Raw genomic sequence first — 22,752 nt, forward strand, 5'->3', positions numbered from 1 at the left:
AATCTGTTTTCTTTGCAGCGGCTTAAAACCTTTATAACCAATTATGAATAACACCACCTTTAAAAAATACAACAACCTGGCCGGATGGCTTCTTTTTTGCATTGCCTTTATCGTTTATACCCTAACGGTAGAACCATCGCTCAGTTTTTGGGATTGTGGCGAATATATTTCTACTTCGGCAAAGCTTCAGGTAGGGCATCCGCCGGGGGCACCGCTGTTTCAAATGGCAGGTGCCGTGTTTGCGCTTTTTGCTACAAGTGCAGCAAAGGTGGCCTTAATGGTCAATATGCTTTCGGTGTGTTCGAGTGCGCTAACCATACTGTTCATGTTTTGGTCGGTTACCATTGTGCTTAAAAACGTAGTTACTGCAAAGGCAGAACTTAGCACCCAAAACGGGTTTATGGTTTTAGGGGCGTCGGCAGTGGCATCGCTGGCATTTTTGTTTAGCGACAGCTTTTGGTTTAACGCCACAGAAGCCGAAGTATATGCCATGGCGTCGTTATTTATAGCCCTGCTGCTTTGGGCAGGACTGCGCTGGGGAGAAGACATGCACACACCACGCGGCAATCGCTGGCTGTTACTCATATCTCTGTTAACGGGGCTTTCGTTTGGGGTGCACTTTATGGCACTGTTAACCATCCCTTCTATAGTGCTTATTTACTTTTTTAAGAATTATAAAACCGTTACGGTTAAAAACTTTATAATTGCCAATATTGTAATGGTACTGGTACTGTTTTTTGTATTTGGCTTCCTGCTGCCTTACACGCTGGCCATATTTGGCAAAACAGAGATCTTTATGGTAAACAGCCTTGGGCTGCCGTTTAACTCGGGCACCGTGTTTGTTTTTGTAGCCATAGCCGCACTGTTTTACTTTGGGCTTAGATATACGCAAAAAAAGAATCTCCCTTTATACAACACTGCCCTGCTGTGCATATTGTTTTTATTTATAGGCTTTAGCACATGGCTAATGCTGCCCATTCGCGCCAATGCCAACGTGGTTATAAACGAAAACCGCCCAAGCGATGCTGCCGAGGTACTGGCTTACTACAACCGCGAGCAGTATGGCGAGCAAAAAACATTTTATGGCCCCATGTACACCCAAACCTATGCCGGGCTGGATGCACAAAACCCTTTTAAAGATGCCAAACCCAATTATGAGCGCAACCTTGCCACAGGCAAATATGAAATTGTAAACAAATACAAAAACGCAAGGCAAAACCCTGATGAGAACCACAACGGATTTTTGCCAAGAATGGGCAACGAAAAAAAGGCCGCCAATTATATGAACTTTGTGGGTGTGCCAAAATTCAGGATAAACCCCGAGTATGATTTTAGCAACGATCTTGCCGGCTATGGCATAGACTTAAACTCCCTTACCGAAGAGCAGGCAGGCCTTGCACTGGCAAAAGCCCGTGGGCAGTTAGAGCAAATTGTGGCCAACTTTAAAACGTCTTATGCAAGGGGCGAAATTGGCACTACCGAATATCATCGTTTTTTAGATGAGTATAAAGACTACCTGATAGTAGAAAAACCAACCTTTGGACAAAACATGAGCTTTATGTTCGAATATCAGTTTGGCTACATGTACTGGCGTTACCTTATGTGGAACTTTACAGGCCGCCAAAGCGACGAACAGGGCAAGTATGACAACATGAACGGCAACTGGCTTAGCGGCATTACGTTTTTGGATGAAATGAGGCTGGGGTCTCAGCAGCACCTTAGTAGCGATATGAAAAACAACAAAGGGCGAAACGTATATTATTTCCTGCCATTTTTACTTGCTGTTGCAGGTATGGTATATCATGCAAAAAAAGACCTTAAAAGTTTTTATGTACTGCTGGTACTGTTCCTGTTTACCGGGATTGCACTTAAAATTTTCCTTAACGAAAGTCCGTTCGAGGTGCGCGAGCGCGATTATGCCCTTGTAGGCTCATTCTATGTTTTTGCCATGTGGATAGCCTTTGGCGTATATGGCATATATGACTGGATTAAAAAATACATTCAGCCTAAAATAGCCGTTCCTGCTGTTTTGGTTGCCTGTTTACTGGCTGCCCCTGTACTTATGGCTAAAGAAAACTGGAACGACCACGACCGCTCTCAGCGTTTTACAGCCATAGCATTGGCAAAAGCCTATCTTGACTCGTGCGAACCCAATGCCATACTGTTTACTATTGGCGACAATGACACATTTCCGCTATGGTATGCACAGGAAATTGAGGGCTACCGAACCGATGTTCGCATTGTATGTTCTACCCTTATGCCTACCGACTGGTATATAGACCAGTTAAAGCTACGCTCTTATGAGTCGGCACCGCTGCCCATATCATTCTCCCACAAGCAATATGTAGACGGCACACGCGATTATATTTTGTACAGCCCCGGCACCGACGAACGTATAGACATAAACGAGTTTATGAGCTTTGTAAAAAGCGACGACCCACGCACACAGGCAGAACTGCGTAGTGGGCAGGTGGTAAATGTGTATCCTACAAATAAGATAAAAATGAAGGTAGACCGAAACACCATAATTAAAAACAAGGTGGTTTCGCCTCAACGATATGATTCTATTGTGCCTTACATAGAGGTAGACCTGCCAAAAAGTGCCATATACAAAGGCAACCTTATAATGCTCGACATTATAAACAATAATAACTGGGAGCGTCCTGTATATTTTTCGGGCGGAACTTTTGATAAAGAAGAGTATGCCTGGATGACAGACTACCTGCAGGTTAGCGGCCTTGCCTTAAAGCTGGTTCCTGTAAAAACTGCCATTCCGGATGACGGTTCGCAGCTTGACATGGGGTATATTGACACCGAAAGCCTTTATAAAACCGTAATGAGCTGGGACTGGGGCAACAGCGGCGGCGATATTTATCATGATCCTGAAACAAGAAGATACAGCATATCCTACCGCACCACGCTGGCACGCCTTATGAATGCGCTTATACTGGAAGGCAAAAACCAAAAAGCACGTAAAATTATAGACCTTGCACTTGCTAAAATGCCTATAGACGAATTTGGTTTTTATACCATATCTGAGCCATTTGCAGGTGGTTTGTATCAGGTGGGAGATAAAAAGGCTGCCCGCGAATTGCTTACAAAGCTCTCGAAAAAATATATCGAAACGCTAACCTATTACAAATCGCAGTCGGCACAAAGCCAAAACATTAACCATTCAGATATTATTGCCAATATAGAACGTTACCGCAGCCTGCTAATAGTAATGCAGGAAAACAACGACTTTGAGTTTTACAACAATGCTAAAGTACAATTTAATAAATGCAACGGATGGTTTGCCCGCTTTGGCAGGGAGAACGAGTAATGTTTTAGATATAATCATTTGTTTTAGGAATGATATTTATATTTGTAAGAAAAACCCATGATTTACAAAAAGATCTGCAATATTGTTTTATTGATCATACTGTTCTACGCCAAACCATTGGCTGCACAAAGTATATATGAGCAGGACTTTTTAGAATTCTGGAACGATTTTAATGACAATTATGCCTATTTTGAACAGCAGGGAATAGACTGGAATAAGGTTAAAGAAATATACCAGCCCCGGGCAAAAACTTTAAAAAGCACCCAAGATTTAATCATGTTACTGGAAGCTATGACCTATGAGCTGCACAATGGGCATGTATCGCTTCAAAATAATTTAAGTACATCTAACAATATTATTCCCAGTGGACAGGATATTTTCGCCGAAAAAAAAGAAGGCCGTTTTATCATTACAGATATACGTAAAAACAGCAAAGCCGAAGCAAGCGGATTAAAACCCGGCATGCAGGTAATTAAATTTAATGGCATGTCCATTGAAGGGCAGTTACAATCATTTTACCCTAAATATACCGGGAGCTACAATGAGGCTATGGATTTATATGCCCTTAACATGCTTTTAGCCGGAACTCATGACAGGCAAAGAGAAATAAGTATATTGGAAAACGGGGCAGAAAAAGTGTATCGCCCTGACGAATATTCTATTAACAACATAATGCACTCCAATATCGAATTCCGGATACTTGAAGGAAACATAGGGTACATTAAAATAAACAATTCGTTAGGCAATAATGAACTAATTAAAGAATTTGACGATGTGCTCGACAAACTTCTAAACACCAAAAGCCTGATATTAGATCTTACAGAAACACCCAGCGGCGGCAATACAACAGTTGCAAGAGGCATTATGGGCAGGTTTATTACCAAAGAGCTTCCTTACCAAAAACATGTGCTTGACGAAAAGCAATATAATACCACACGCTCGTGGATAGAATATGTAACTCCCCGAAAAACAGTGTACAAAAATAAAGTTGTTATAATGGCAGGCCATTGGACAGGCAGTATGGGAGAAGGTATTGTTATTGGTTTCGATGCTATGAAAAGGGCTAAAATCACGGGAACAAAAATGGCCGGACTTATTGGTGCGGTATATAGTTTCAGAACAAAAAACACAAACATTGGCTACCAGATACCTACAGAAAGAATGTATCATGTAAACGGCACTCCCCGTGAAGATTTTATACCCCGATATCTTACCTCCAACACAGAAGAAACCTACAATAAGGCTTTAAAATTAGCCCGATAAAACATAGCGACATTTGACGATCAAATCAATTAATCTTCAAATTAGACCGCACAAATTTTTCCTTTGGCAAAAAAACAGTTTCTTTGCATATCAATTAAATTAGGGAATAACTCATATTACATGATAACATTCAATTACAAAAAATGGAATACCATTCTCGGATGGGCCGTTTTTGCCATTGCGCTCCTTGTTTACTCGCTTACTGTAGAACCTACCCTTAGCTTTTGGGACTGTGGCGAGTACATTGCCACCGCTGCAAAACTGGAAGTTGGCCACCCGCCGGGAGCACCGCTTTTCCAGATGATGGGAGCGTTCTTTGCTATATTTGCCCCAAGTGCCGATAAGGTTGCGCTGATGGTAAACATGCTGTCGGTTTTCTCGAGTGCATTTACAATATTGTTCATGTTTTGGAGCAGCACCATTGTTTTAAAAAATGTTGTCGCAAAATTCTCTGAAGTTAACACCAACAACGCCATTGCCATTTTAGGAACATCGGCAGTAGGTGCATTGGCCTATACTTTTTCAGACAGTTTCTGGTTCAATGCCGTAGAGGCCGAGGTATATGCCATGGCATCGTTGTTTATAGCCCTGTTATTATGGCTTGGCCTGCGTTGGGAGCAGGAAATGCACACCCCGCGCGGCAACAAATGGCTGCTCATAATATCGCTTATAATTGGTTTATCTTTCGGGGTGCACTTTATGGCACTCCTTGCATTGCCGTCTATAGGCTTTATTTACTTCTTTAAAAATTACAAAACCGTAACGGTTAAAAACTTTATAATTGCCAACATTGTAATTGTAGCCATACTACTGTTTATCTTTAAGTTACTACTACCTTACACAATGGCTCTTTTTAGAATTACCGAAATTTTTATGGTAAACAGCCTTGGGCTTCCGTTTAACTCGGGCACCATATTCGTGTTTGTTGCCATAGTAGCATTCTTTTATTTTGGGCTTAACTATACGCGCAAAAAAGAGCTTCCGCTCTACAACACTATATTGCTGGTAACACTGTTTATACTTATAGGTTTCTCTACATGGCTAATGCTGCCCATTCGTGCTAATGCCAACGTGGTTATAAACGAAAACCGCCCAAGCGATGCTGCCGAGGTGCTGGCCTATTACAACCGTGAGCAGTATGGCGAACAAAAGCTGTTTTATGGCCCTATGTACAGTGATACTTATAGTGGACTTGACGCCGAAAACCCTTATGAAGATGAGAAACCAAACTACCAAAGGGATTTTAAGACAGGCAAATATATTATTGTAAACAATTACAAGAACGCCAAACAAAATACCGACGACAACCACAAAGGCTTTATGCCACGCATGTGGAGTGCAGACCATGCCGCCAACTACATGAGGTTTACTAAGCCGCTGGACTTTAAAATAGACCCGAACTACGATTTTACCGAAGACCTTGCACGCATGGGACTGCCAATAGACCGCATGAGCGACGAAGACTTAGGCAGAGCATCGGCAGAGGCGCGCGACAATGTGCAAAGCACTATAAACGACTTTAAAAGAGCGTTTAAAGGCGGACAGATGGATTATGACGACTATCATAAATTCCTGAGCTCATACAGCCGATACCTGATTATAGACAAGCCATCGTTTTTTGACAACATGCAGTTTATGGTAGAGTATCAGTTTGGATACATGTATGGCAGATACCTTATGTGGAATTTTGCCGGACGCCAAAACGATATTCAGGGTCGATATGACAACCAGGACGGCAACTGGCTAAGCGGAATCAACGCTATAGACCAAATAAGGCTTGGCAACCAAAGCAGCCTGTCTGACGACCAACGCAACAACAAAGGCAGAAACCTGTATTACTTCCTGCCGTTTATACTGGGGGTTGTAGGATTTCTTTTCCATGCTAAAAAAGATCCTAAAAGTTTTTATGTGCTGTTATCCCTGTTTTTATTTACAGGTTTAGCACTTAAAATATACCTTAACGAAAGGCCTTTTGAGCCACGCGAGCGCGATTATGCCCTTGTGGGTTCGTTCTATGTGTTTGCCATCTGGATAGGCTTTGGTGCCTATGCCATTTATGATGGGGCTAAAAAATACCTTCAGGCAAAAATTGCAGCTCCTGTAGTTATTGCAGTAACATTGCTTGCCGCCCCTGTGCTTATGGCTTCTCAAAACTGGGACGACCACAGCCGTGCGGGTAAATATACGGCACTGGCCATGGCTAAGGCATATCTTTCGTCGTGCGATAAAAATGCCATACTGTTCACTATTGGCGACAACGACACCTTCCCACTGTGGTATGCTCAGGAAATTGAGGGCTACCGTACTGATGTGCGCATTGTAAACACCAGCCTGCTTATGACTGACTGGTACATAGACCAAATGAAAGCCAAAGCTTATGACAGCGACCCTATGCCTATTAGCTTTACGCACGAGCAATATCAGCCGGGCACACGCGATTATATGCTGTTTATACAGAATACAGAAGCACGCTGGAACATTGCCGATTATCTTAAATTTATAAAATCAGACGATCAGCGTTTTAAACGAGAGCTTAACAACGGTCACTTTATAAACTTCTACCCAACCAATAAAATAAGGGTAAATATTAATAAAGACGAAATTATTAAGAACAAGGTGGTTGCCCCGGCGCAATACGATTCTATTGTTCCTTATATAGACATAGATATTAAAGGCGATGCATTGTATAAAAACCGTCTTATAATGCTGGATATGTTTTATAACAACAACTGGAAACGACCTATTTATTTTACCGGTGGCAGCTTTGGCGACGACGACTATCTGTGGATGAAAGACTACCTACAGCTTGACGGTTTGGTTTACAAACTGGTTCCGTTTAAAACCCCGATACCTGAAGAAGGCAGCCCATTGGATATGGGGCATATTGATACTGAAAAAATGTATAATATTGTGATGAGCTGGGACTGGGGTAACAGCGAAAGCCCTAACATTTATCATGATCCGGAAACACGCAAAAACAGCATTACCTACCGCACTAACCTTGCACGCCTTGTAGAGGCTCTTATAAACGAGGGCAAAAACGATAAGGCTAAAAAAGTGGTAGACCTTGCCATGGCAAAAATGCCGATAGACTATTTTGGCTACTATACATTGCTTGAGCCGTTTGCATCGGCCTATTATGAGTTGGGCGAAAAAGACAAAGCAAGGCAACTGCTGGCGCAGCTAATTAAAAAATACCAGCAGGAGCTTACTTATTTTAAAAGCCTTTCTGTAAGCGGACAGAACAATACCAAAATAGATATTGTTACCAATATAGAACGCTACCGCAGCCTGCTGCTTATTATGAAAGACCATAATGACACAGACGCCTACAACAAGGCCCGAACCGAATTTAATGCCTACAACCAAAAGTTTAAGCATTACGGCAGGGACAACGAGTAGCCCGGAAAAGCGTTAGTTAATAAAAAATATTCCTTAATCCGGGGTTCGGGTTAAGGAATATTTTTTTTGATACATTCAACTTGTGTAATCGATTATTATGGTAAAAACCACAGTTAAAAATAAAAAATGCAACGCTTTTGTCAGAAAATTCAGTTTTCATTAGCGATGAAAATGTCATTCAGAACATTATTGTGCTAAATTTTAATTCAAATAATAACTAAAAAATATCAATAAATTCAGGTTGGCTTAACGTAAAAAAAGGTTGGGATTTTAGGCAAATTATAGATTTTTACAATGCTTTATTTTGAGTCAAAACAATAAAAATCAATACGTTATTTAAACTTAAAAGCCTGACTTATTTTTGCAATAAGTCAGGCCGTAAATAAAATAAACCCCCGTTTACTTTGAATTTCATCTCTTTAAAAAGAGTGGTATGAAATCTAACGCAATTTAAGAGATATTATTGTGTTTGCATAATATTTTTAGATATAAAAATACGTACATCATAATTGTAAGTTTTTTCACAAAACCATTTAAATAAAATCTAATTAAATTAACAAAGGCTTATGTATTAAGGCTACGTTAAATAGCATAAAACATTAACAGTTAAAACCTACTTTTAAATATGCATTTAAATTTAGCATATTATGAAAGCGCCTGTAAAAAAAATAGCCCTTAAAGTACTTAAATGGACAGGTATTTTTATAGCCACCATACTTTTTTTAATGTTTATTATACCCATACTGTTTCCGGGGACTATTGCAGAGCAGGTAAAAAAGGTGGCAAACAATAACCTCGATGCCAGGCTGGATTTTACGCGCTCAAAACTTTCATTTTTTACACACTTCCCCTCATTAACCGTATCGCTAGACAGTTTAAAGCTAACAGGGTCTGCCCCCTACTCCAACCAAACACTTTTAGAGTCGAGGCAGGTTGCCTTTGGCATTAACCTTAAACGCCTTATTTTTAATAACGAGGTAAAAATAGACAAGCTCTATGTTAGCGATGCTTTTATAAACGTAATGGTAAACCAAAAGGGGCAGGCCAATTACAATATATATGTACCCAAAAACGAGCAGCCTAAAGACACCACCGGAGAAGGCGCTGCCATAAGGCTTGACCGCATAGACTTTGAAAACTGCCACATAAAATACAACGACCGTTCGGCAAAAATACTCGTAGATGCCCATGGGTTTAACTATGTGGGCAAGGGCGACCTTAGCGAAGATGTTTTTGATTTGCTTACCGATGCTAATATCGACTCTATAGATTTCTATTACGACCGCATTCCGTATCTTAAAAAGAAACACCTTCATGCCGATCTTATTACGCGCATAAACACCAATGCCCTTTCGTTCATACTGCAAAAAAACGAGTTGCGCATAAACGAACTTCCTTTAGAGTTTACAGGTTTTTTTACCATTTTGCGCGATGGCTATAATATAGACATTAATGCATCATCTCAAAACACTACGCTTGAAGACATGCTGTCGGTAGCACCCCCACAGTACCTGAGCTGGATGGAAGAAACTAAAATTAAGGGCCGTGCCGATTTACTTTTTCGCTTTCGCGGACGCTATAATGCGGCAAAAAACCAGCAGCCTAACCTTGACTTTAAGCTAAAAGTGCGCAAAGGAGCCATAGAATACAGCGGTGCACCTGTGCCTGTTAGCGACCTTGCCGTAGACCTTGAGGCAGCGCTGCCGCAGCTTGATGTGCAAAAACTGCAAATAGACCTTAAAACACTCGCCTTTAAAGTGGGCGACAATGATTATTTCGATGCCCGCCTAAACACAAAGGGACTTAGCGAAATGGCTGTTAAAGCCCGTATTAAAGGATCGCTCAACCTGCAAACGCTCGATGCCGCCCTTGGACTGCAAAATATAGATCTTCGCGGAAGCCTTAAAACCGATATTGAAGCAAACGGCCTTTATAGCACCGAGAAAAAACTGTTCCCCAAAACCAAGGGAGGTATAAACCTGCAACGCGGTTGGCTTAAAACCAGCTACTACCCTAACCCTATTACCGATATTACTTTTGTGGCCAATGCCATTAACAACCGTGGCACGTTTGATGATCTTAAGGTTTCGGTAACTCCGGCATCTTTTAATTTTGAAGGTAACCCGGTATATGTAAAACTTGCCGTGTCTGACTTTGCCGACATGTATTATGATGCCATTATAAGGGGCGAACTTAATGTGGGTCGCATTTATAAAGTGTTTGCTCAGGATGGGCTCGATGTTACGGGCTATGCCAAGGCAAACCTATGGCTAAAAGGCAGGCAAAGCTATGCTACTACAGGGCAGTACAGCAAACTGGACAACAAAGGAACTATAGAGCTGCGTAATATTAAGACCACATCCGAATTATTTCCTAAGTCGTTCTTTATAAAAGAGGGCTTTTTTAGGTTCGAGAACGAAAAAATGTGGTTCCAGAAATTTGGAGCTACCTATGGCCGCAGTGATTTTTCTATAAACGGCTACCTGCTCAACACCATTAACTACTTTTTAGAATCTAACGGAACGCTGGCAGGCGAGTTTAACCTTAAATCGAAGCTTATAGATGTCAATGAGTTTATGGCTTTAAAACAGGGCGATAATACCGACCGAAAAACCGACGTGGAGTATGCAAAAGAAGACAACCCCAAAGCAAGCGGTGTGGTTGTGCTGCCCACAAACCTTAATGTATCGCTCATAGCTAATGCCGACAAGGTAGAATATACAAGGCTAACCCTAAACAACCTTATTGGAAAAGTAGGCATTGGCAAGGGCCAGCTTTATTTAGAGAACACCACTTTTAATATTATTGGATGCAATGTGGGCATAGATGCCCGTTATGATGACGAAAGCCCACTCACAGCAAATTTTGACGCACACCTAACCGCAAAAGACTTTAGTGTGCAGCGAGCCTACAAAGAGATACCTATGTTCAGGGAAATGGTTACGGCTGCCGAAAAAGCTGAGGGTATAATATCGTTAGACTATAAAATTAAAGGTGATTTTAATGAAAATATGGGTCCTATATATGAATCGCTCGAAGGTGGCGGAATCATAAACCTGCGCGATGTTAAAGTAAGCGGACTCAAAATGTTTAACACCATTAGCAGTAAAACATGGCAGGATGCGCTAAACAACCCTAACCTTAAAGGCATAGACATTAAAACCACTATAGATAATAACCTTATACATATAGAACCGTTTACATTTAAGGTATCGTTGTTCAGGCCTACCATAAAAGGAACCACCAGTTTTGACGGGCTGCTCGACATAAGGGTGCGCCTTGGCCTGCCGCCAGCAGGGCTTATTGGCATACCTGTAGTGGTTACAGGAACACACAGCGATCCTAAAATAAAGGTATTCAGTAAAACAGGGCAGCGCATTACCGATGCCATTTATAACGAGAAAACCAACAGTGTTGTAAAAGAAGAAAAGCGAAACCCTACCAAAGAAGAACTCGAGAAGATGAAAAAGGATTAGGGCATAAACAAAAAATCCGGCAATTTAAATTGCCGGATTTCTATATTTTAAAAAGATCTTAAGCGTTTATAGCCTCAACCTTAATTTCGTTATCGTTAAGCATATCTTTAAGCATGTTCTCTATACCGCTTTTAAGAGTAAAGGTGCTGCTCGGGCATCCGCTGCATGCTCCCTGCAAAAGCACTTTAACGCGCTTGTCTGCCTCATCATAGCTTTCAAAGGCAATATTGCCGCCGTCAGCCTGTACGGCAGGTTTTACATACTCTTCCAGTATATTTATAATTTGCTGGGAAGTAACATCCAAAGCATCAAAATAAGCCTCCTGCTGTTTTTCGGCCTGTGGCATTTTTTGTATCAGCGATTCGTCTATAACCTCATTGCCATTTTCAAGATATACCTTTATAAAGCTGCGCACTTCGGGCGTAACCTCATCCCATTCGGTCATGGCATATTTGGTAATAGAAATATAGTTCTCATCCATAAACACCTCTTTTACGAACGGAAATTTAAACAGCTCCCTTGCCAGTTTCGATGCAGCGGTTTCGTCTATGTTCTTAAACTCGGCACTGGTCTTAGTAAGCCTTTTGTTTGCTACAAACTTAAGCACTGCGGGGTTTGGTGTGGTTTCTACATAAACGGTTGCCGGCAGTTTCTTTTTAACTTCGGCACTTTCCTTTACAATTTCGCCTCCAGTGTTTACAAAGTCGGCAATTTGGGTAGCCACTTCATCCTGCACATCCGCCCACTCTACAATAGAATATTTTTCTATCGCCACAAAGTTGCCCGATATATATACGGTTTTAACAAACGGCAGGTAAAACAGTTTTTTTGCCAGGGGCGAGTTTGCTGTTTCGTCTATGTTCTTGTATTCGTAATTATTATTATTGGCTATAAAATCGCTGAACTCAAATTTTACAATGGCAGCATTTTGCGTAGCCCTTATAGTTATAGTCTCCATAATATAGGGTAAAAAAATTTATACAAAATTAACCTAAAAAAAGTTATGTAAGTGCTTTTAACATTATACGTTTGCACAGCAAATAATAATTAACGTTTTTTGCGGTTTTAAAAGCAGTTAGTGTTTAGTATTTGGTTATTAGGTCTATAGCACAATAGTGCTGAGGGTTTGCAGAATAAAATAATGATGCCGAAAACATGGGTTTGATGCACATTTATCTATGAAATGCTTAAAGAACGGCATAAAATGTAAGCTCCACAGGCACAGGCAGCATTTTTTATAATAATATTTAGAATATGTAACCAACCTAACACAAAAATTTATATATTTGACCGCTATGGAAAATTACTGTAAAGTGGGCATGTTACGAAGGAAGAAAAACCTGTAAAAGATGAGCTTAAACAATAATTACCAACGGTCTAAAACTAAATAGCGCATTTTTCATTAAACGATAAGGTCAACATGAATTTTAAAAAGGTTTATCTAATTTTCGGATTTTTATTAGCTCAGATGTCTTTTGCACAGGAAGGCGTTGCGGTTTATTCGGATTACCTGTCAGATAACTACTATCTGATACACCCATCTATGGCAGGTGCTGCAAATTGTGCTAAAATAAGGGCTACCGCACGTTGGCAGTGGTCTGGTCAGGACGATGCCCCTGCATTACAAACAGCAAGTTTTAACACAGCACTGGGCACCAGTTCCGGTATAGGTGCAATTGTGTTTAATGATAAAAACGGTTACCACTCTCAAACAGGAGCAAAACTAACCTATGCCCACCACCTTCGTTTTTCGCGCAGCGATGACGATTTGAACATGCTTTCATTCGGTCTTAGTGCAGGCCTGATACAAAGCCGCCTTGACGAAACCGAGTTTACAGAGTTTGACCCTATTGTACAGGGAGGTATGGAGCAAAAAGATTCTTACTTTAACGTAGATCTTGGTGCATCTTACCACTATCTTGATTTTTACGCACACTTTACTGCTAAAAACGTTATTAAAAGTAAAAGAAACCTTTATACTGATGTAGAGAGTACAAACCTTACATCATTGATATTTAGTGCGGGTTATGTGTTTGGCGTTGCAGACGGATGGGACCTTGAGCCATCTGTAATGTTCCAGGCTATTAGCGAAACTAAAGAAAAAACTATCGACTTTAACATTAAAGCTTACCGCGAACTTGACTTTGGACGTGTTTGGGGAGGTTTATCATACAGAAGAGGCTTAGAAGGTGCACAGTACACTACAAGCTATACTGGCCCAAGAAACATTAAAGAGCAGCACCTACAGTACTTTACACCAATTATTGGTGTAAACTACAAAAGCTTTATGTTTGCTTACACCTACTCTTATCTTGCAGGAGATGTACAGTTTGACAACGCTGGTTTCCACCAAATAACAATTGGTATCAACCTGTTCTGTAAAGACAAGCCATACGAGTGTCATTGCCCGGCTGTTAACTAATTATAAAGCATTATATTTATTAATTCTGTCCCGATATATCCTATCGGGACATTTTATTTTATACAACTATGGTTATTAAAGAAGTAAGGGGGAAATACCCGCAAATACCCGAAGATTGTTTTGTTGCTGAAAATGCCACCATAGTGGGCGATGTTAGCTTGGGTGCGCAATGCAGCATTTGGTATAATGCCGTGCTGCGCGGCGATGTACACTACATTAAAATTGGCAATAAGGTAAACATACAGGATGGGGCAGTAATACACTGCACTTATCAAAAACACCCAACAACCATTGGCAATAATGTTTCTGTAGGGCACAATGCCATAGTGCACGGCTGCACCATTCACGACAACGTGCTTGTGGGCATGGGCGCCATTATAATGGACAACTGTGTGGTAGAAAGCAACTGTATTATTGCTGCCGGAGCCGTAGTAACCCAAAACACCGTGGTAGAAAGCGGAACCATATATGCCGGAGTTCCTGCCAAAAAGGTAAAAGACATCAATGCCTCTGATTTTGCAGGAGAGATAGAGCGCATATCTAACAACTATGTCATGTATTCATCCTGGGTAAAAGAATAAACCTGTAAAGATTGGATTATTTGTGGATTTGCTGATTTGACAACTCATGCTGTTGCAGCATCTGTATATATTACATGCAAATTACCAAATCCACGAATTGCCAAATTACCACATAAACAGCAACTTAAAAATCAATATGCTCTGCTGTAAACTTAGTACCAATAATGCTTTGCAGCACGTGTGCATCGGCATTAGTATAAAAGGTATTATACACTTCGTGCAAATCTGTATTTAACAGATCCATAGACTGCAACACTTTTTTAGTTTGCTTGGCAACAGGTTTGCCGCTGTCTATAATAGTAACACTTTCGGGCAATATTTTGCGCATTTGCGGAGCCAGATATGGGTAGTGGCTGCAACCCAGCACCAGATAGTCTATATTGGCCTCTATCATTGGATTGAGATATTCTTCAAGGAGTATTTGCATCTCTGTCGATTCGAGCTTGCCGCCCTCTATAAGCTCAACCAGCCCATGCCCTACCTGCTCTATTACATTTACACCGGTAAAGCCCGAAACGGTTTGATTAAAAAGCTCGCTGCTAAGCGTGCCTTTAGTGGCAAGTATCCCCACAGCATTGGTTTTGGTGTGTATAGCAGCGGGCTTTATTGCCGGCTCTATACCTATAAACGGAACATTGAAATTTGCCCTGAGCTCTTTTATGGCATTAGTGGTGGCGGTATTGCAGGCAACCACAATAATTTTGCAGCCGCGTTCTAATAAAAATTTGGTATTTTTAAAGCTAAGATCTATAATTTCCTGCTTTGGGCGCAGGCCATAAGGAGCATTTTTACTGTCGGCAAGATAAATGGTGTCTTCGTTAGGCAAAAGGCGGTGTACCTCTTTCCATATAGAAGTTCCTCCAATACCGGAGTCAAACAATCCTATAGGGTTTTTGCTTGTGTCCATTTAGCAAATATAAAAAAATTTACAGACGAATACTGCCGGACAATAAGACCTGTTGGTTTGCAGATTTGTCCGGACTTAAAACTGAGACTGCAAACTAATTCCTTCCCCTTTCCTCAGGATAAAGCTCATACACAGCATCGCTTTGCCAATATTCTTTAGTATCTGCATCCATAATGGTTAACGGCCCTTTAAAGGCAGCCCCAGTGTCTACATTCCAAATATTAGCCTTTTGCACAGGCACGGTCCGGTCTATGCGGGTAACGGGAGTATGCCCAATAAAAATTTCTTTGTAATGGGTAAAACGCTTAGGATACAAAGGGCTCTGCACATCTATTGCCGGGTCGAGGGCAAGGGCGGTTTCCCACAGGGTACGGTCCCAATACAGCAGTTTAGGAAAATACTCGTGTGTAACTCCGTTAAGGTTTGTAAATCCTGCATGTACAAACAGGCGGTTATGCTCATCTAAATGATAAGGCTGCAGGCTCTCAAAAAACAATATGTGCATCTGCTTTTTATCAGCCGCAAGTTGGGTGTACATATCCATAGTAATGCGGCCGCCGTGGTTAAACCATTGCTCGCTGTATTCGCCTGTTTTGAGCCAGTTTAGCAAAAGCTCGTCGTGATTGCCAAGCATAAAAATGCAGTTGTGGGTAGCTTTGAGGTTTATTAAATGATCTATTACTTCGGGCGACTGCCCCCATCCGTCTACATAATCGCCAAGAAAAACAAGAAGATCGTTCGGGGTTGCCTTTGCACGTTCAAGTATTTGTATCAATGCTTTGTAGCTGCCGTGAATATCGCCTATAACAAGTGTCCTGCTCATTAGTGTAATAAAATTTATGACAAAATGCTAAGGTAGCCGTTTTATTTTGCATGCAAAAATAGTTTTACAAACCATTGGCAATATTTTTAGCCCGGCAATAATAAACACGCTCTGTTTTATTCAACCAATCTATTTATCTGCTACCTTTGCTATACAACAGTAAGAACTATACTAATGTATAGTAGTAATTAGATTTTTATGGGAGATATTTCTCACCTCACTTTAAACGAATGCATGGGCATGATACGGCCCGTGCGCGATGCACTCGATGTGCTTAGCGGAAAATGGAAACTGCCCATTATGGTTTCGCTTATGTTTGGAAACAAACGCTTTAGCGAAATTGCCCGCGATATACCCAAAATAACCGACAGGATGCTCTCTAAAGAACTGCGCGACCTTGAAATAAACGGGCTTGTAAAACGCACTGTATATGACACTGTTCCTGTGGTAGTAGAATATTCGCTTACCGAATATGGCCATACCCTCGACAAGGTTATGAAAGAGCTTTATGAGTGGGGCGTTAAGCACCGCGAACGTTATAATGAATAATATTCAAAAAAAACTGCGTTGTGGCATATTTTATGATGCATGCCCAATGCTTAACTTATACCGCAAATGCGACGTTTTCTTTTAATTCTTCCGGTCATTGCACTAATTGCAGAGATCTATACTTTTCAGGCAGTAAAAGCCGCAACAAAAACCAAATGGGTGCACTGGGTGTATCTGGCAGTTTCAATACTGGTAATTGCCTATATAATTTATGCCTTTACACAGTTTGACAGGCGCACAGGGCAAAATCGCCAAAGCCTTTTTGCTATAGGGCTCATGCTTATTACCGTTATCCCTAAGCTTATTATTGCCTTTGTAATGCTTGGCGAAGACCTCATCAGGGTTTTTACAGGGCTAACACATACAATTTTAGGCAATGCCAAGCAGTCGTTCCTGCCGGAACGAAGGCGGTTTGTTAGCGTTGCCGCACTGGGGCTTGCAGCAATACCGTTTCTTTCGTTGCTGTATGGAATGACCAAGGGCAAATACAATTTTAAGGTTTGGAAAAAAACGGTTTACTTTCCTGACCTGCCCGATAATTTTGATGGCATGACCATTACACAAATTAGCGATATACACAGTGGCAGCTTTGACAATAAGGAAAAGATAAACCATGCCATAGACCTTATTAACGAGCAAAAGAGCGACATCATTTTATTTACCGGAGATATTGTAAACACGCATGCCACCGAAATGCACCCGTGGATAGATACTTTTAACCGCATAGAAAACCCACCAATGGGCAAATATTCGGTACTGGGCAACCACGATTATGGCGAATATATAGAATGGCCGTCAATAAAAGCCAAAGACGACAATTTTGCCGCCATTAAAGATCTGCACCGCCAAATTGGCTTTACCCTTATGCTTAACGAAAACATAACATTCGAAAAAGGCGGACAGCATATAGCCCTTGTGGGCGTAGAGAACTGGGGGCACAACTTTAAAAAAGCCGGCGATCTTGCCAAGGCATCTAAAGGTTTAAAACCTGAAGATTTTAAGATACTGATGAGCCATGACCCATCGCACTGGGAATATGAGGTTAAAAACCACCCTGATAATTACCACCTTACACTTAGCGGACACACACACGGCATGCAGTTTGGTATAGAAATTCCGGGAGTTTTTAAATGGAGTCCGGTACAATATGTTTACAAACAATGGGCCGGATTGTATGAAAATTTAGGCCGGTACATTTATGTAAACCGCGGCTTTGGTTTTCATGCCTATCCCGGAAGGGTGGGCATTTGGCCTGAAATAACCGTAATTACGCTAAAAAAAGGCTAAAAAATAACAGCATATTGTAAAAGTGCTATATTTGTAGTAGTTTATTCATAATAAAAGGTTTTAATACATTTAGTTAAACTGCCATTTTATGTCAAAATTCGGAGAACTAATCAGCTCGAATGTTCCGGTACTTATCGATTTTTATACCGAGTGGAATGAGCCGTCGGTATCTATGCATCCTGTAATAAGAGATGTGGCTGCCGCACTGGGCGACAAAGCCAAGGTTATAAAAATTGATGTGGACAAAAATCAGGAACTGGCCGAAGCCCTAAGGATTAAAGGCCTGCCAACGCTTATGATTTATAAAGACGGGCAAATGGTATGGAGGCAAAGCGGAGAGCTTGACGCCAACACCATTATAGGCCTTGTGCACGAACAAATTTAGGACAGCACACCAAACTCATATCCTTTTTCTTTTAAATGCTTAATAGCTTCCGGTAGTGCGTGCCGAAGGTTAGCCGATGCTTTTATGCTGTCGTGAAATATTATAATGCTGCCGGGCGCAACATTATTTATTACATTTTGCAGGCATTGCTGCGGTGTAATGGTTTGGTCAAAATCGGCACTAAGAACATCCCACATTATTATTTTATAGCCCATTTGGCGCACTGCTTTTGCCTGTGCCGTTTTTATTTTTCCGTAAGGTGGCCTGAACAGTTTAGAATTTACAACTTGCCGACCTTCAATAACAGCCTCACACTTTTTAAAATTTTCAATATAGGTTTTAAAGGTGTTTTGCCAGCCGTTTAAGTGGTTAAATGTATGATTGCCTATGATGTGCCCATCGGCAACTACCTGCATAAAGGTATCAGGATGTTTTTCTATATTATGACCTATACAAAAAAAGGTGGCTTTAATGTTATGCTGCCTTAGCACATTGAGCACCCAAGGCGTGGCTTCGGGCACAGGGCCATCGTCAAAAGTAAGGTACACGGTTTTGTTTTGTGCTGGGCCATCCCAAACAAAACTGCTAAAAAGGCTTTTTATAAACCGATGTGTTTTTACCCAATACAGTTTCATAGCTCAAAAATACTTATAATTTTTAAGGAGACAGAATGCGTCTTCGCATTAAAAATGCAATGCTGTAGATTCTTTAATGTAGCTCATTACAAATGAGCTTTGCACTTTACTGATGTTTGGAACTACCGATAACTTTTTAGAAACAAACTCGTTAAACGAGTCCGGGTCTTTTACTACAACTTTGAGTATATAATCAAAAATGCCTCCCGTAACATAAGCTTCGACCACTTCTTCAAGCTGGGCAATATGCCTTGAAAATTCCTGCACGTATTCTATTTGCTGGCTATTTAGCGATACCGACACTATTACTGTAAAGTTTAACCCTACTTTTTGGCGGTCTACAAGTGCCACATAGTTTTTAATATATCCTTCGCTCTCCAGTTTTTTTATACGCTCGTAGACCGATGTTCTGGACATATTGAGAGCATCCATCAGGGTATTGATCTCAAACTTAGAGTTGGCTTGCAATATCCTTAAAAGTTGTAATTCCTGCGGGGTAAGATTTGCCATGCTTTATTTTTTCCGTAAAGTTATTAAAAGCCAAGCTTGTTTTCGTACAAATTCTTTAAAACAATACCCTTATAAGGTTTAAATACATATATTTTAAACGAAAACCGAACCTTGTTTTGATTTAAATACATTTGTTGTTCTAAAATACAGAACAATGAACAAATATATAGCTATGGTGTTGCTTGGTGCGGTTAGCTATGGCATGCTGTCTTCTTTTGCAAAAATTGCTTATGGGCAAGGTTATAATGCAGCGCAAATTACCTTTTTGCAGGCATCTGTAGGCGCAGTCATACTATGGGTAGGAACATTGCTAAGCAAAAAACAATCTGACGGAGCAAAACAGCCATTTGAGAAACTTCTGCTGGCTGGCATTGGTGTAGGGGCATCATCATATACTTATTACCTTTCGGTACAATACATTCCTGCATCGCTTGCCATTGTTTTGCTGATGCAAATGGTATGGATAAGCATTTTTGCCGAATGGGTTTTGTTTAAACGCAGGCCACTTGCCATAGAAGTCTATGTTACCCTTATTATTCTTACAGGCACTGTGTTTGCGGCAGATTTACTGCACATGGGCGAAGCCAGGATTTCTGTAAAAGGTGTTGTTTATGCGGTATTGTCGTCAGTAATGTATTCGGTTTACATAATAGCCGCGAGCAGGCTTGGTAACGATGTGCCTATGTTTAAAAAAAGTGCCCTGATGATGACAGGATCGGCAATGGCAATATTTTTAATAAATATAAAAACGCTTACACAGTCTGCCTACGATCTCAACTTACTGGGATGGGGTTTGTTCCTCGCCATTTTCGGGACTGTAATACCTCCGGTAATGTTTACTAAAGGAATGCCTAAAATTGGCGCAGGCCTCAGCTCGATACTTTTAACTATGGAAATGCCTGTTGCCATAATGTTTGCGCATTTTTTGCTGAACGAACAAATCTCTGCACTGCAACTCTTTGGGGTGTTTTTAATACTTGGCGCAATTGTATGGCTCAACATAAAAAAGATGAAGCAGGCAAAAAAAGTTATAGCTCAATAATTGGTTTTTCTGCCAAATAATCAAATCTACTAAAAAAGCAATCGAGATATTCCCCTCCATAGGACGGGTGGCTGAAAGCCGGGGTGGTTAAGGTTTATTGATAAAAGAATACGCATTAGCAGAGAGCATCGTTCCGCTATTTAGATTTCATTAGTCCGCTGGACTCTAGACTCCGGGTCATCCAATCAACTCGCTGTTCCATCGCCCCTAAGCTGCCTGAACTGCTTGCGCGATTCTATAAAATAAATACTGTCCTGATGTTCAAACAGCATTTTTTCATACAGCGGCTTGGCTTTCTCGGGCTGTTGTAGTTTTTTGTTGTAGATCTCGGCAGAGAAGAACAACGCTTCGTCTACATAAATGCCGTCTTTATAGTTGTCTATAATTTGCTGGTAGTTTTGCAGGGCAAGGTCATACTGCGCCATGCTTTCATATATTTTGCCCATGCGAAGCAGGCTAACGTCCTGTATGGCCTTGGTTTTATCTGTAGCCAAAAGCTCTTTAAAACCGGCAAGAGCCTCCGTTTTTTTGTTTTGGTAAAGCTTAAAATCGGCTGCGGCAAACCTTTTAAGAGCAGTTTGCGTACTGTCTTCGGCGGTATTATCTAAAATAAGCAGATAGATCTCAAGGGCATCGTTGGCAATAAGCTGTGATGCGTTCGATTTTAAAACCTTAAACTGCTTTTGTGCCCATTCAAAATCGCCTTTATAATAGCTGGCTTTAGCCATTTTAAGGCTTGCCTCGTGCCCAACAGCATCGTTTTTAAGATCTTCTTCTACCTGTGCATAATAAATTATGGCCTGGTTGAATTTGCTTTCGCTAAGCAACACATCGCTCAGCTTCATTTTAACCTCAGCTACCTGATATTTGTTGAGCTGGAGCTCTAAAGCCTTATTAAGCGTGGCAGTTGCAGCCTTTGCATCGTTAAGATGGAAAGCCTCAAAATCGGCCTTTAAAATTTGTAGGTCGAGCGAATAAGGCGTTGCGCCATACTGTGCCAGCAGTGCATTTATACGGGCTGTTATGCCTGCAAGGTCGGTTTGCTTGGCAACGGCAATATCCATGTCCAGCAGGTAATAATTGGCATCCATCAGGATATCAGGCTCGTTGGTATTTGCCAACACATACGTAAAAATCTCGCGGGCAGTTGCCTCTTCCCCATCGTCGGCAGCCATTTTTGCAAGGTTCACAATGTTTAAAAACAGTTCAGGCTGACGCTTAAATATGGCCTTTTCCTGTATAAAAGCCTTGGCATAATCTTTTTGCTGTACAAAAAACCAGCTCAAAAACTGGTTCCAGAAAATATCCTGCGTTTTTTGAGTATTGAGCAGCAATGCCTTGCGCAACGTGCTGTTAAAGGCTTCGCCACCCTCTTCGCCCATAAAGCGCGAAAGCTGGTTTTGCACCATTACAAGGTTTTGCGGATTGTTGTAGGCATAGCTAAGCAGTTTGTCTATCATTAGGTCGGTGTTGCCCAGCTGTCCCTGCAAGAGCGCCATCTGATAGTCAAAATTCATGCTTTTGTTTACAGCGGTAGCGGCCTCATAGGTTTTTAGAGCCTGCTGCACCAATACTTTAGCCTCGAAAGTATTGGCCACCATGTACACAATATTAGGGTTTTCGGTAACGGCATCTATGGCCTGTTTGTAATATCGGTCTGCCTTGCCCTGGTCTTTTCGCAGTTGGTAGTTATAGCCTATCTCTACTAAAAGAAGCGCCTGCCTGGTGCGGTCGTATTTTTCCTGAAGCAATTTTCCGGCCTTTTCATACTGGCTGAGCTGCTGGTAACAGGCTGCTACTTTTTGGGTATAGAAAATATTGCCGGGCTGGGCTTTTTCGAGATCCTGGTATATAGAAAGCGCCTTTTCAAATTCGCCTTTTTCGAAATAGTTATGGGCAAGCTGGTCGTTTTGCGCAAATGCGACAAACGAGAAAAACAGGAATATGCAGGTAAATAGTTTTTTCATACCAATAACAATGCTATTTGATGGAACGCGGATAACGCGGATTGGGCGGATATTCGCTGATTATATCCTTTTATTGCATTTTAATTAAAACGCAAATGACACCGATTTAGCATATTGATAACGAATTATAGATACATAAAATCCGCGTTAATCTGCTAAATCCGCGTCATCCGCGTTCCAT

At 41.1% G+C, this 22,752-nt stretch carries 16 protein-coding genes; 10 read left to right on the plus strand and 6 right to left on the minus strand.

Annotated elements, in window-relative coordinates:
* Positions 1-43 precede the first annotated feature (43 nt).
* From GR160_RS08410 to GR160_RS08425, 4 genes are all read left to right on the plus strand, one after another.
* The gene (locus GR160_RS08410; RefSeq protein WP_160749414.1) at positions 44-3,322 is read left to right on the plus strand and encodes a DUF2723 domain-containing protein; all 3,279 of its coding nucleotides are present in this window, start codon (positions 44-46) and stop codon (positions 3,320-3,322) included.
* Positions 3,323-3,379: 57 nt separating this feature from the next.
* The gene (locus GR160_RS08415; protein ID WP_160749415.1) at positions 3,380-4,585 is read left to right on the plus strand and encodes a S41 family peptidase; all 1,206 of its coding nucleotides are present in this window, start codon (positions 3,380-3,382) and stop codon (positions 4,583-4,585) included.
* Positions 4,586-4,705: 120 nt separating this feature from the next.
* The gene (locus GR160_RS08420; RefSeq protein ID WP_160749416.1) at positions 4,706-7,987 is read left to right on the plus strand and encodes a protein O-mannosyl-transferase family; all 3,282 of its coding nucleotides are present in this window, start codon (positions 4,706-4,708) and stop codon (positions 7,985-7,987) included.
* A gap of 647 nt (positions 7,988-8,634) precedes the next feature.
* Positions 8,635-11,463, plus strand: coding sequence for an AsmA family protein (locus GR160_RS08425; RefSeq protein ID WP_160749417.1), 2,829 nt, complete (start codon positions 8,635-8,637; stop codon positions 11,461-11,463).
* Between the two features lie 58 nt (positions 11,464-11,521).
* Here GR160_RS08425 and GR160_RS08430 read toward each other — a convergent pair whose 3' ends face one another.
* Positions 11,522-12,421: a NifU family protein gene (locus GR160_RS08430; RefSeq protein WP_160749418.1), complete on the minus strand. Its 900-nt coding sequence runs from the start codon at positions 12,419-12,421 to the stop codon at positions 11,522-11,524.
* A gap of 462 nt (positions 12,422-12,883) precedes the next feature.
* On the opposite strand from GR160_RS08430, the gene GR160_RS08435 reads away from it, so the two are divergent.
* Positions 12,884-13,885 carry a type IX secretion system membrane protein PorP/SprF gene (locus tag GR160_RS08435; protein WP_160749419.1) on the plus strand — a complete coding sequence of 334 codons (1,002 nt, stop codon included), beginning with the start codon at positions 12,884-12,886 and terminating at the stop codon, positions 13,883-13,885.
* A gap of 68 nt (positions 13,886-13,953) precedes the next feature.
* The gene (locus GR160_RS08440) at positions 13,954-14,466 is read left to right on the plus strand and encodes a gamma carbonic anhydrase family protein (RefSeq protein ID WP_160749420.1); all 513 of its coding nucleotides are present in this window, start codon (positions 13,954-13,956) and stop codon (positions 14,464-14,466) included.
* 124 nt (positions 14,467-14,590) lie between these two features.
* Here the strand turns inward: GR160_RS08440 and murI are convergent, their stop codons facing one another.
* Entirely contained in the window at positions 14,591-15,373 is a 783-nt protein-coding gene (gene murI, locus GR160_RS08445; protein ID WP_160749421.1) for a glutamate racemase, read from the minus strand.
* A gap of 94 nt (positions 15,374-15,467) precedes the next feature.
* Positions 15,468-16,196 (minus strand): metallophosphoesterase family protein, encoded by a 729-nt coding sequence (locus tag GR160_RS08450; RefSeq protein WP_160749422.1) that lies wholly within the window; start codon positions 16,194-16,196, stop codon positions 15,468-15,470.
* 198 nt (positions 16,197-16,394) lie between these two features.
* Between GR160_RS08450 and GR160_RS08455 the strand changes: the two genes are divergently transcribed.
* From GR160_RS08455 to GR160_RS08465, 3 genes are all read left to right on the plus strand, one after another.
* Positions 16,395-16,745, plus strand: a complete 351-nt coding sequence (locus tag GR160_RS08455) for a helix-turn-helix domain-containing protein (protein WP_160749423.1) — start codon at positions 16,395-16,397, stop codon at positions 16,743-16,745.
* Positions 16,746-16,811: 66 nt separating this feature from the next.
* Positions 16,812-18,032: a metallophosphoesterase gene (locus tag GR160_RS08460; protein WP_160749424.1), complete on the plus strand. Its 1,221-nt coding sequence runs from the start codon at positions 16,812-16,814 to the stop codon at positions 18,030-18,032.
* A gap of 88 nt (positions 18,033-18,120) precedes the next feature.
* Positions 18,121-18,417, plus strand: coding sequence for a co-chaperone YbbN (locus tag GR160_RS08465; protein ID WP_160749425.1), 297 nt, complete (start codon positions 18,121-18,123; stop codon positions 18,415-18,417).
* Here GR160_RS08465 and GR160_RS08470 read toward each other — a convergent pair.
* Positions 18,414-19,052 (minus strand): polysaccharide deacetylase family protein, encoded by a 639-nt coding sequence (locus GR160_RS08470; protein ID WP_160749426.1) that lies wholly within the window; start codon positions 19,050-19,052, stop codon positions 18,414-18,416. The genes GR160_RS08465 and GR160_RS08470 overlap by 4 nt on opposite strands.
* Positions 19,053-19,100: 48 nt before the next feature.
* Positions 19,101-19,562 (minus strand): Lrp/AsnC family transcriptional regulator, encoded by a 462-nt coding sequence (locus GR160_RS08475; RefSeq protein WP_160749427.1) that lies wholly within the window; start codon positions 19,560-19,562, stop codon positions 19,101-19,103.
* 154 nt (positions 19,563-19,716) lie between these two features.
* On the opposite strand from GR160_RS08475, the gene GR160_RS08480 reads away from it, so the two are divergent.
* Entirely contained in the window at positions 19,717-20,604 is an 888-nt protein-coding gene (locus tag GR160_RS08480; protein WP_160749428.1) for a DMT family transporter, read from the plus strand.
* 185 nt (positions 20,605-20,789) lie between these two features.
* On the opposite strand, the gene GR160_RS08485 is transcribed toward GR160_RS08480, so the two are convergent.
* Positions 20,790-22,571, minus strand: coding sequence for a tetratricopeptide repeat protein (locus GR160_RS08485; RefSeq protein ID WP_160749429.1), 1,782 nt, complete (start codon positions 22,569-22,571; stop codon positions 20,790-20,792).
* Positions 22,572-22,752 lie beyond the last annotated feature (181 nt).

The sequence above is a fragment of the Flavobacterium sp. Sd200 genome, assembly GCF_009826935.1.
Taxonomy (GTDB): Bacteria; Bacteroidota; Bacteroidia; order Flavobacteriales; family Flavobacteriaceae; genus Flavobacterium.

Bases quoted from the DNA above. Each gene is read 5' to 3' on its own strand.
- GR160_RS08410 (WP_160749414.1), top strand. From the start codon at position 44: ATGAATAACACCACCTTTAAAAAATACAACAACCTGGCCGGATGGCTT.
- GR160_RS08415 (WP_160749415.1), top strand. From the start codon at position 3,380: ATGATTTACAAAAAGATCTGCAATATTGTTTTATTGATCATACTGTTC.
- GR160_RS08420 (WP_160749416.1), top strand. From the start codon at position 4,706: ATGATAACATTCAATTACAAAAAATGGAATACCATTCTCGGATGGGCC.
- GR160_RS08425 (WP_160749417.1), top strand. From the start codon at position 8,635: ATGAAAGCGCCTGTAAAAAAAATAGCCCTTAAAGTACTTAAATGGACA.
- GR160_RS08430 (WP_160749418.1), bottom strand. From the start codon at position 12,421: ATGGAGACTATAACTATAAGGGCTACGCAAAATGCTGCCATTGTAAAA.
- GR160_RS08435 (WP_160749419.1), top strand. From the start codon at position 12,884: ATGAATTTTAAAAAGGTTTATCTAATTTTCGGATTTTTATTAGCTCAG.
- GR160_RS08440 (WP_160749420.1), top strand. From the start codon at position 13,954: ATGGTTATTAAAGAAGTAAGGGGGAAATACCCGCAAATACCCGAAGAT.
- murI (WP_160749421.1), bottom strand. From the start codon at position 15,373: ATGGACACAAGCAAAAACCCTATAGGATTGTTTGACTCCGGTATTGGA.
- GR160_RS08450 (WP_160749422.1), bottom strand. From the start codon at position 16,196: ATGAGCAGGACACTTGTTATAGGCGATATTCACGGCAGCTACAAAGCA.
- GR160_RS08455 (WP_160749423.1), top strand. From the start codon at position 16,395: ATGGGAGATATTTCTCACCTCACTTTAAACGAATGCATGGGCATGATA.
- GR160_RS08460 (WP_160749424.1), top strand. From the start codon at position 16,812: ATGCGACGTTTTCTTTTAATTCTTCCGGTCATTGCACTAATTGCAGAG.
- GR160_RS08465 (WP_160749425.1), top strand. From the start codon at position 18,121: ATGTCAAAATTCGGAGAACTAATCAGCTCGAATGTTCCGGTACTTATC.
- GR160_RS08470 (WP_160749426.1), bottom strand. From the start codon at position 19,052: ATGAAACTGTATTGGGTAAAAACACATCGGTTTATAAAAAGCCTTTTT.
- GR160_RS08475 (WP_160749427.1), bottom strand. From the start codon at position 19,562: ATGGCAAATCTTACCCCGCAGGAATTACAACTTTTAAGGATATTGCAA.
- GR160_RS08480 (WP_160749428.1), top strand. From the start codon at position 19,717: ATGAACAAATATATAGCTATGGTGTTGCTTGGTGCGGTTAGCTATGGC.
- GR160_RS08485 (WP_160749429.1), bottom strand. From the start codon at position 22,571: ATGAAAAAACTATTTACCTGCATATTCCTGTTTTTCTCGTTTGTCGCA.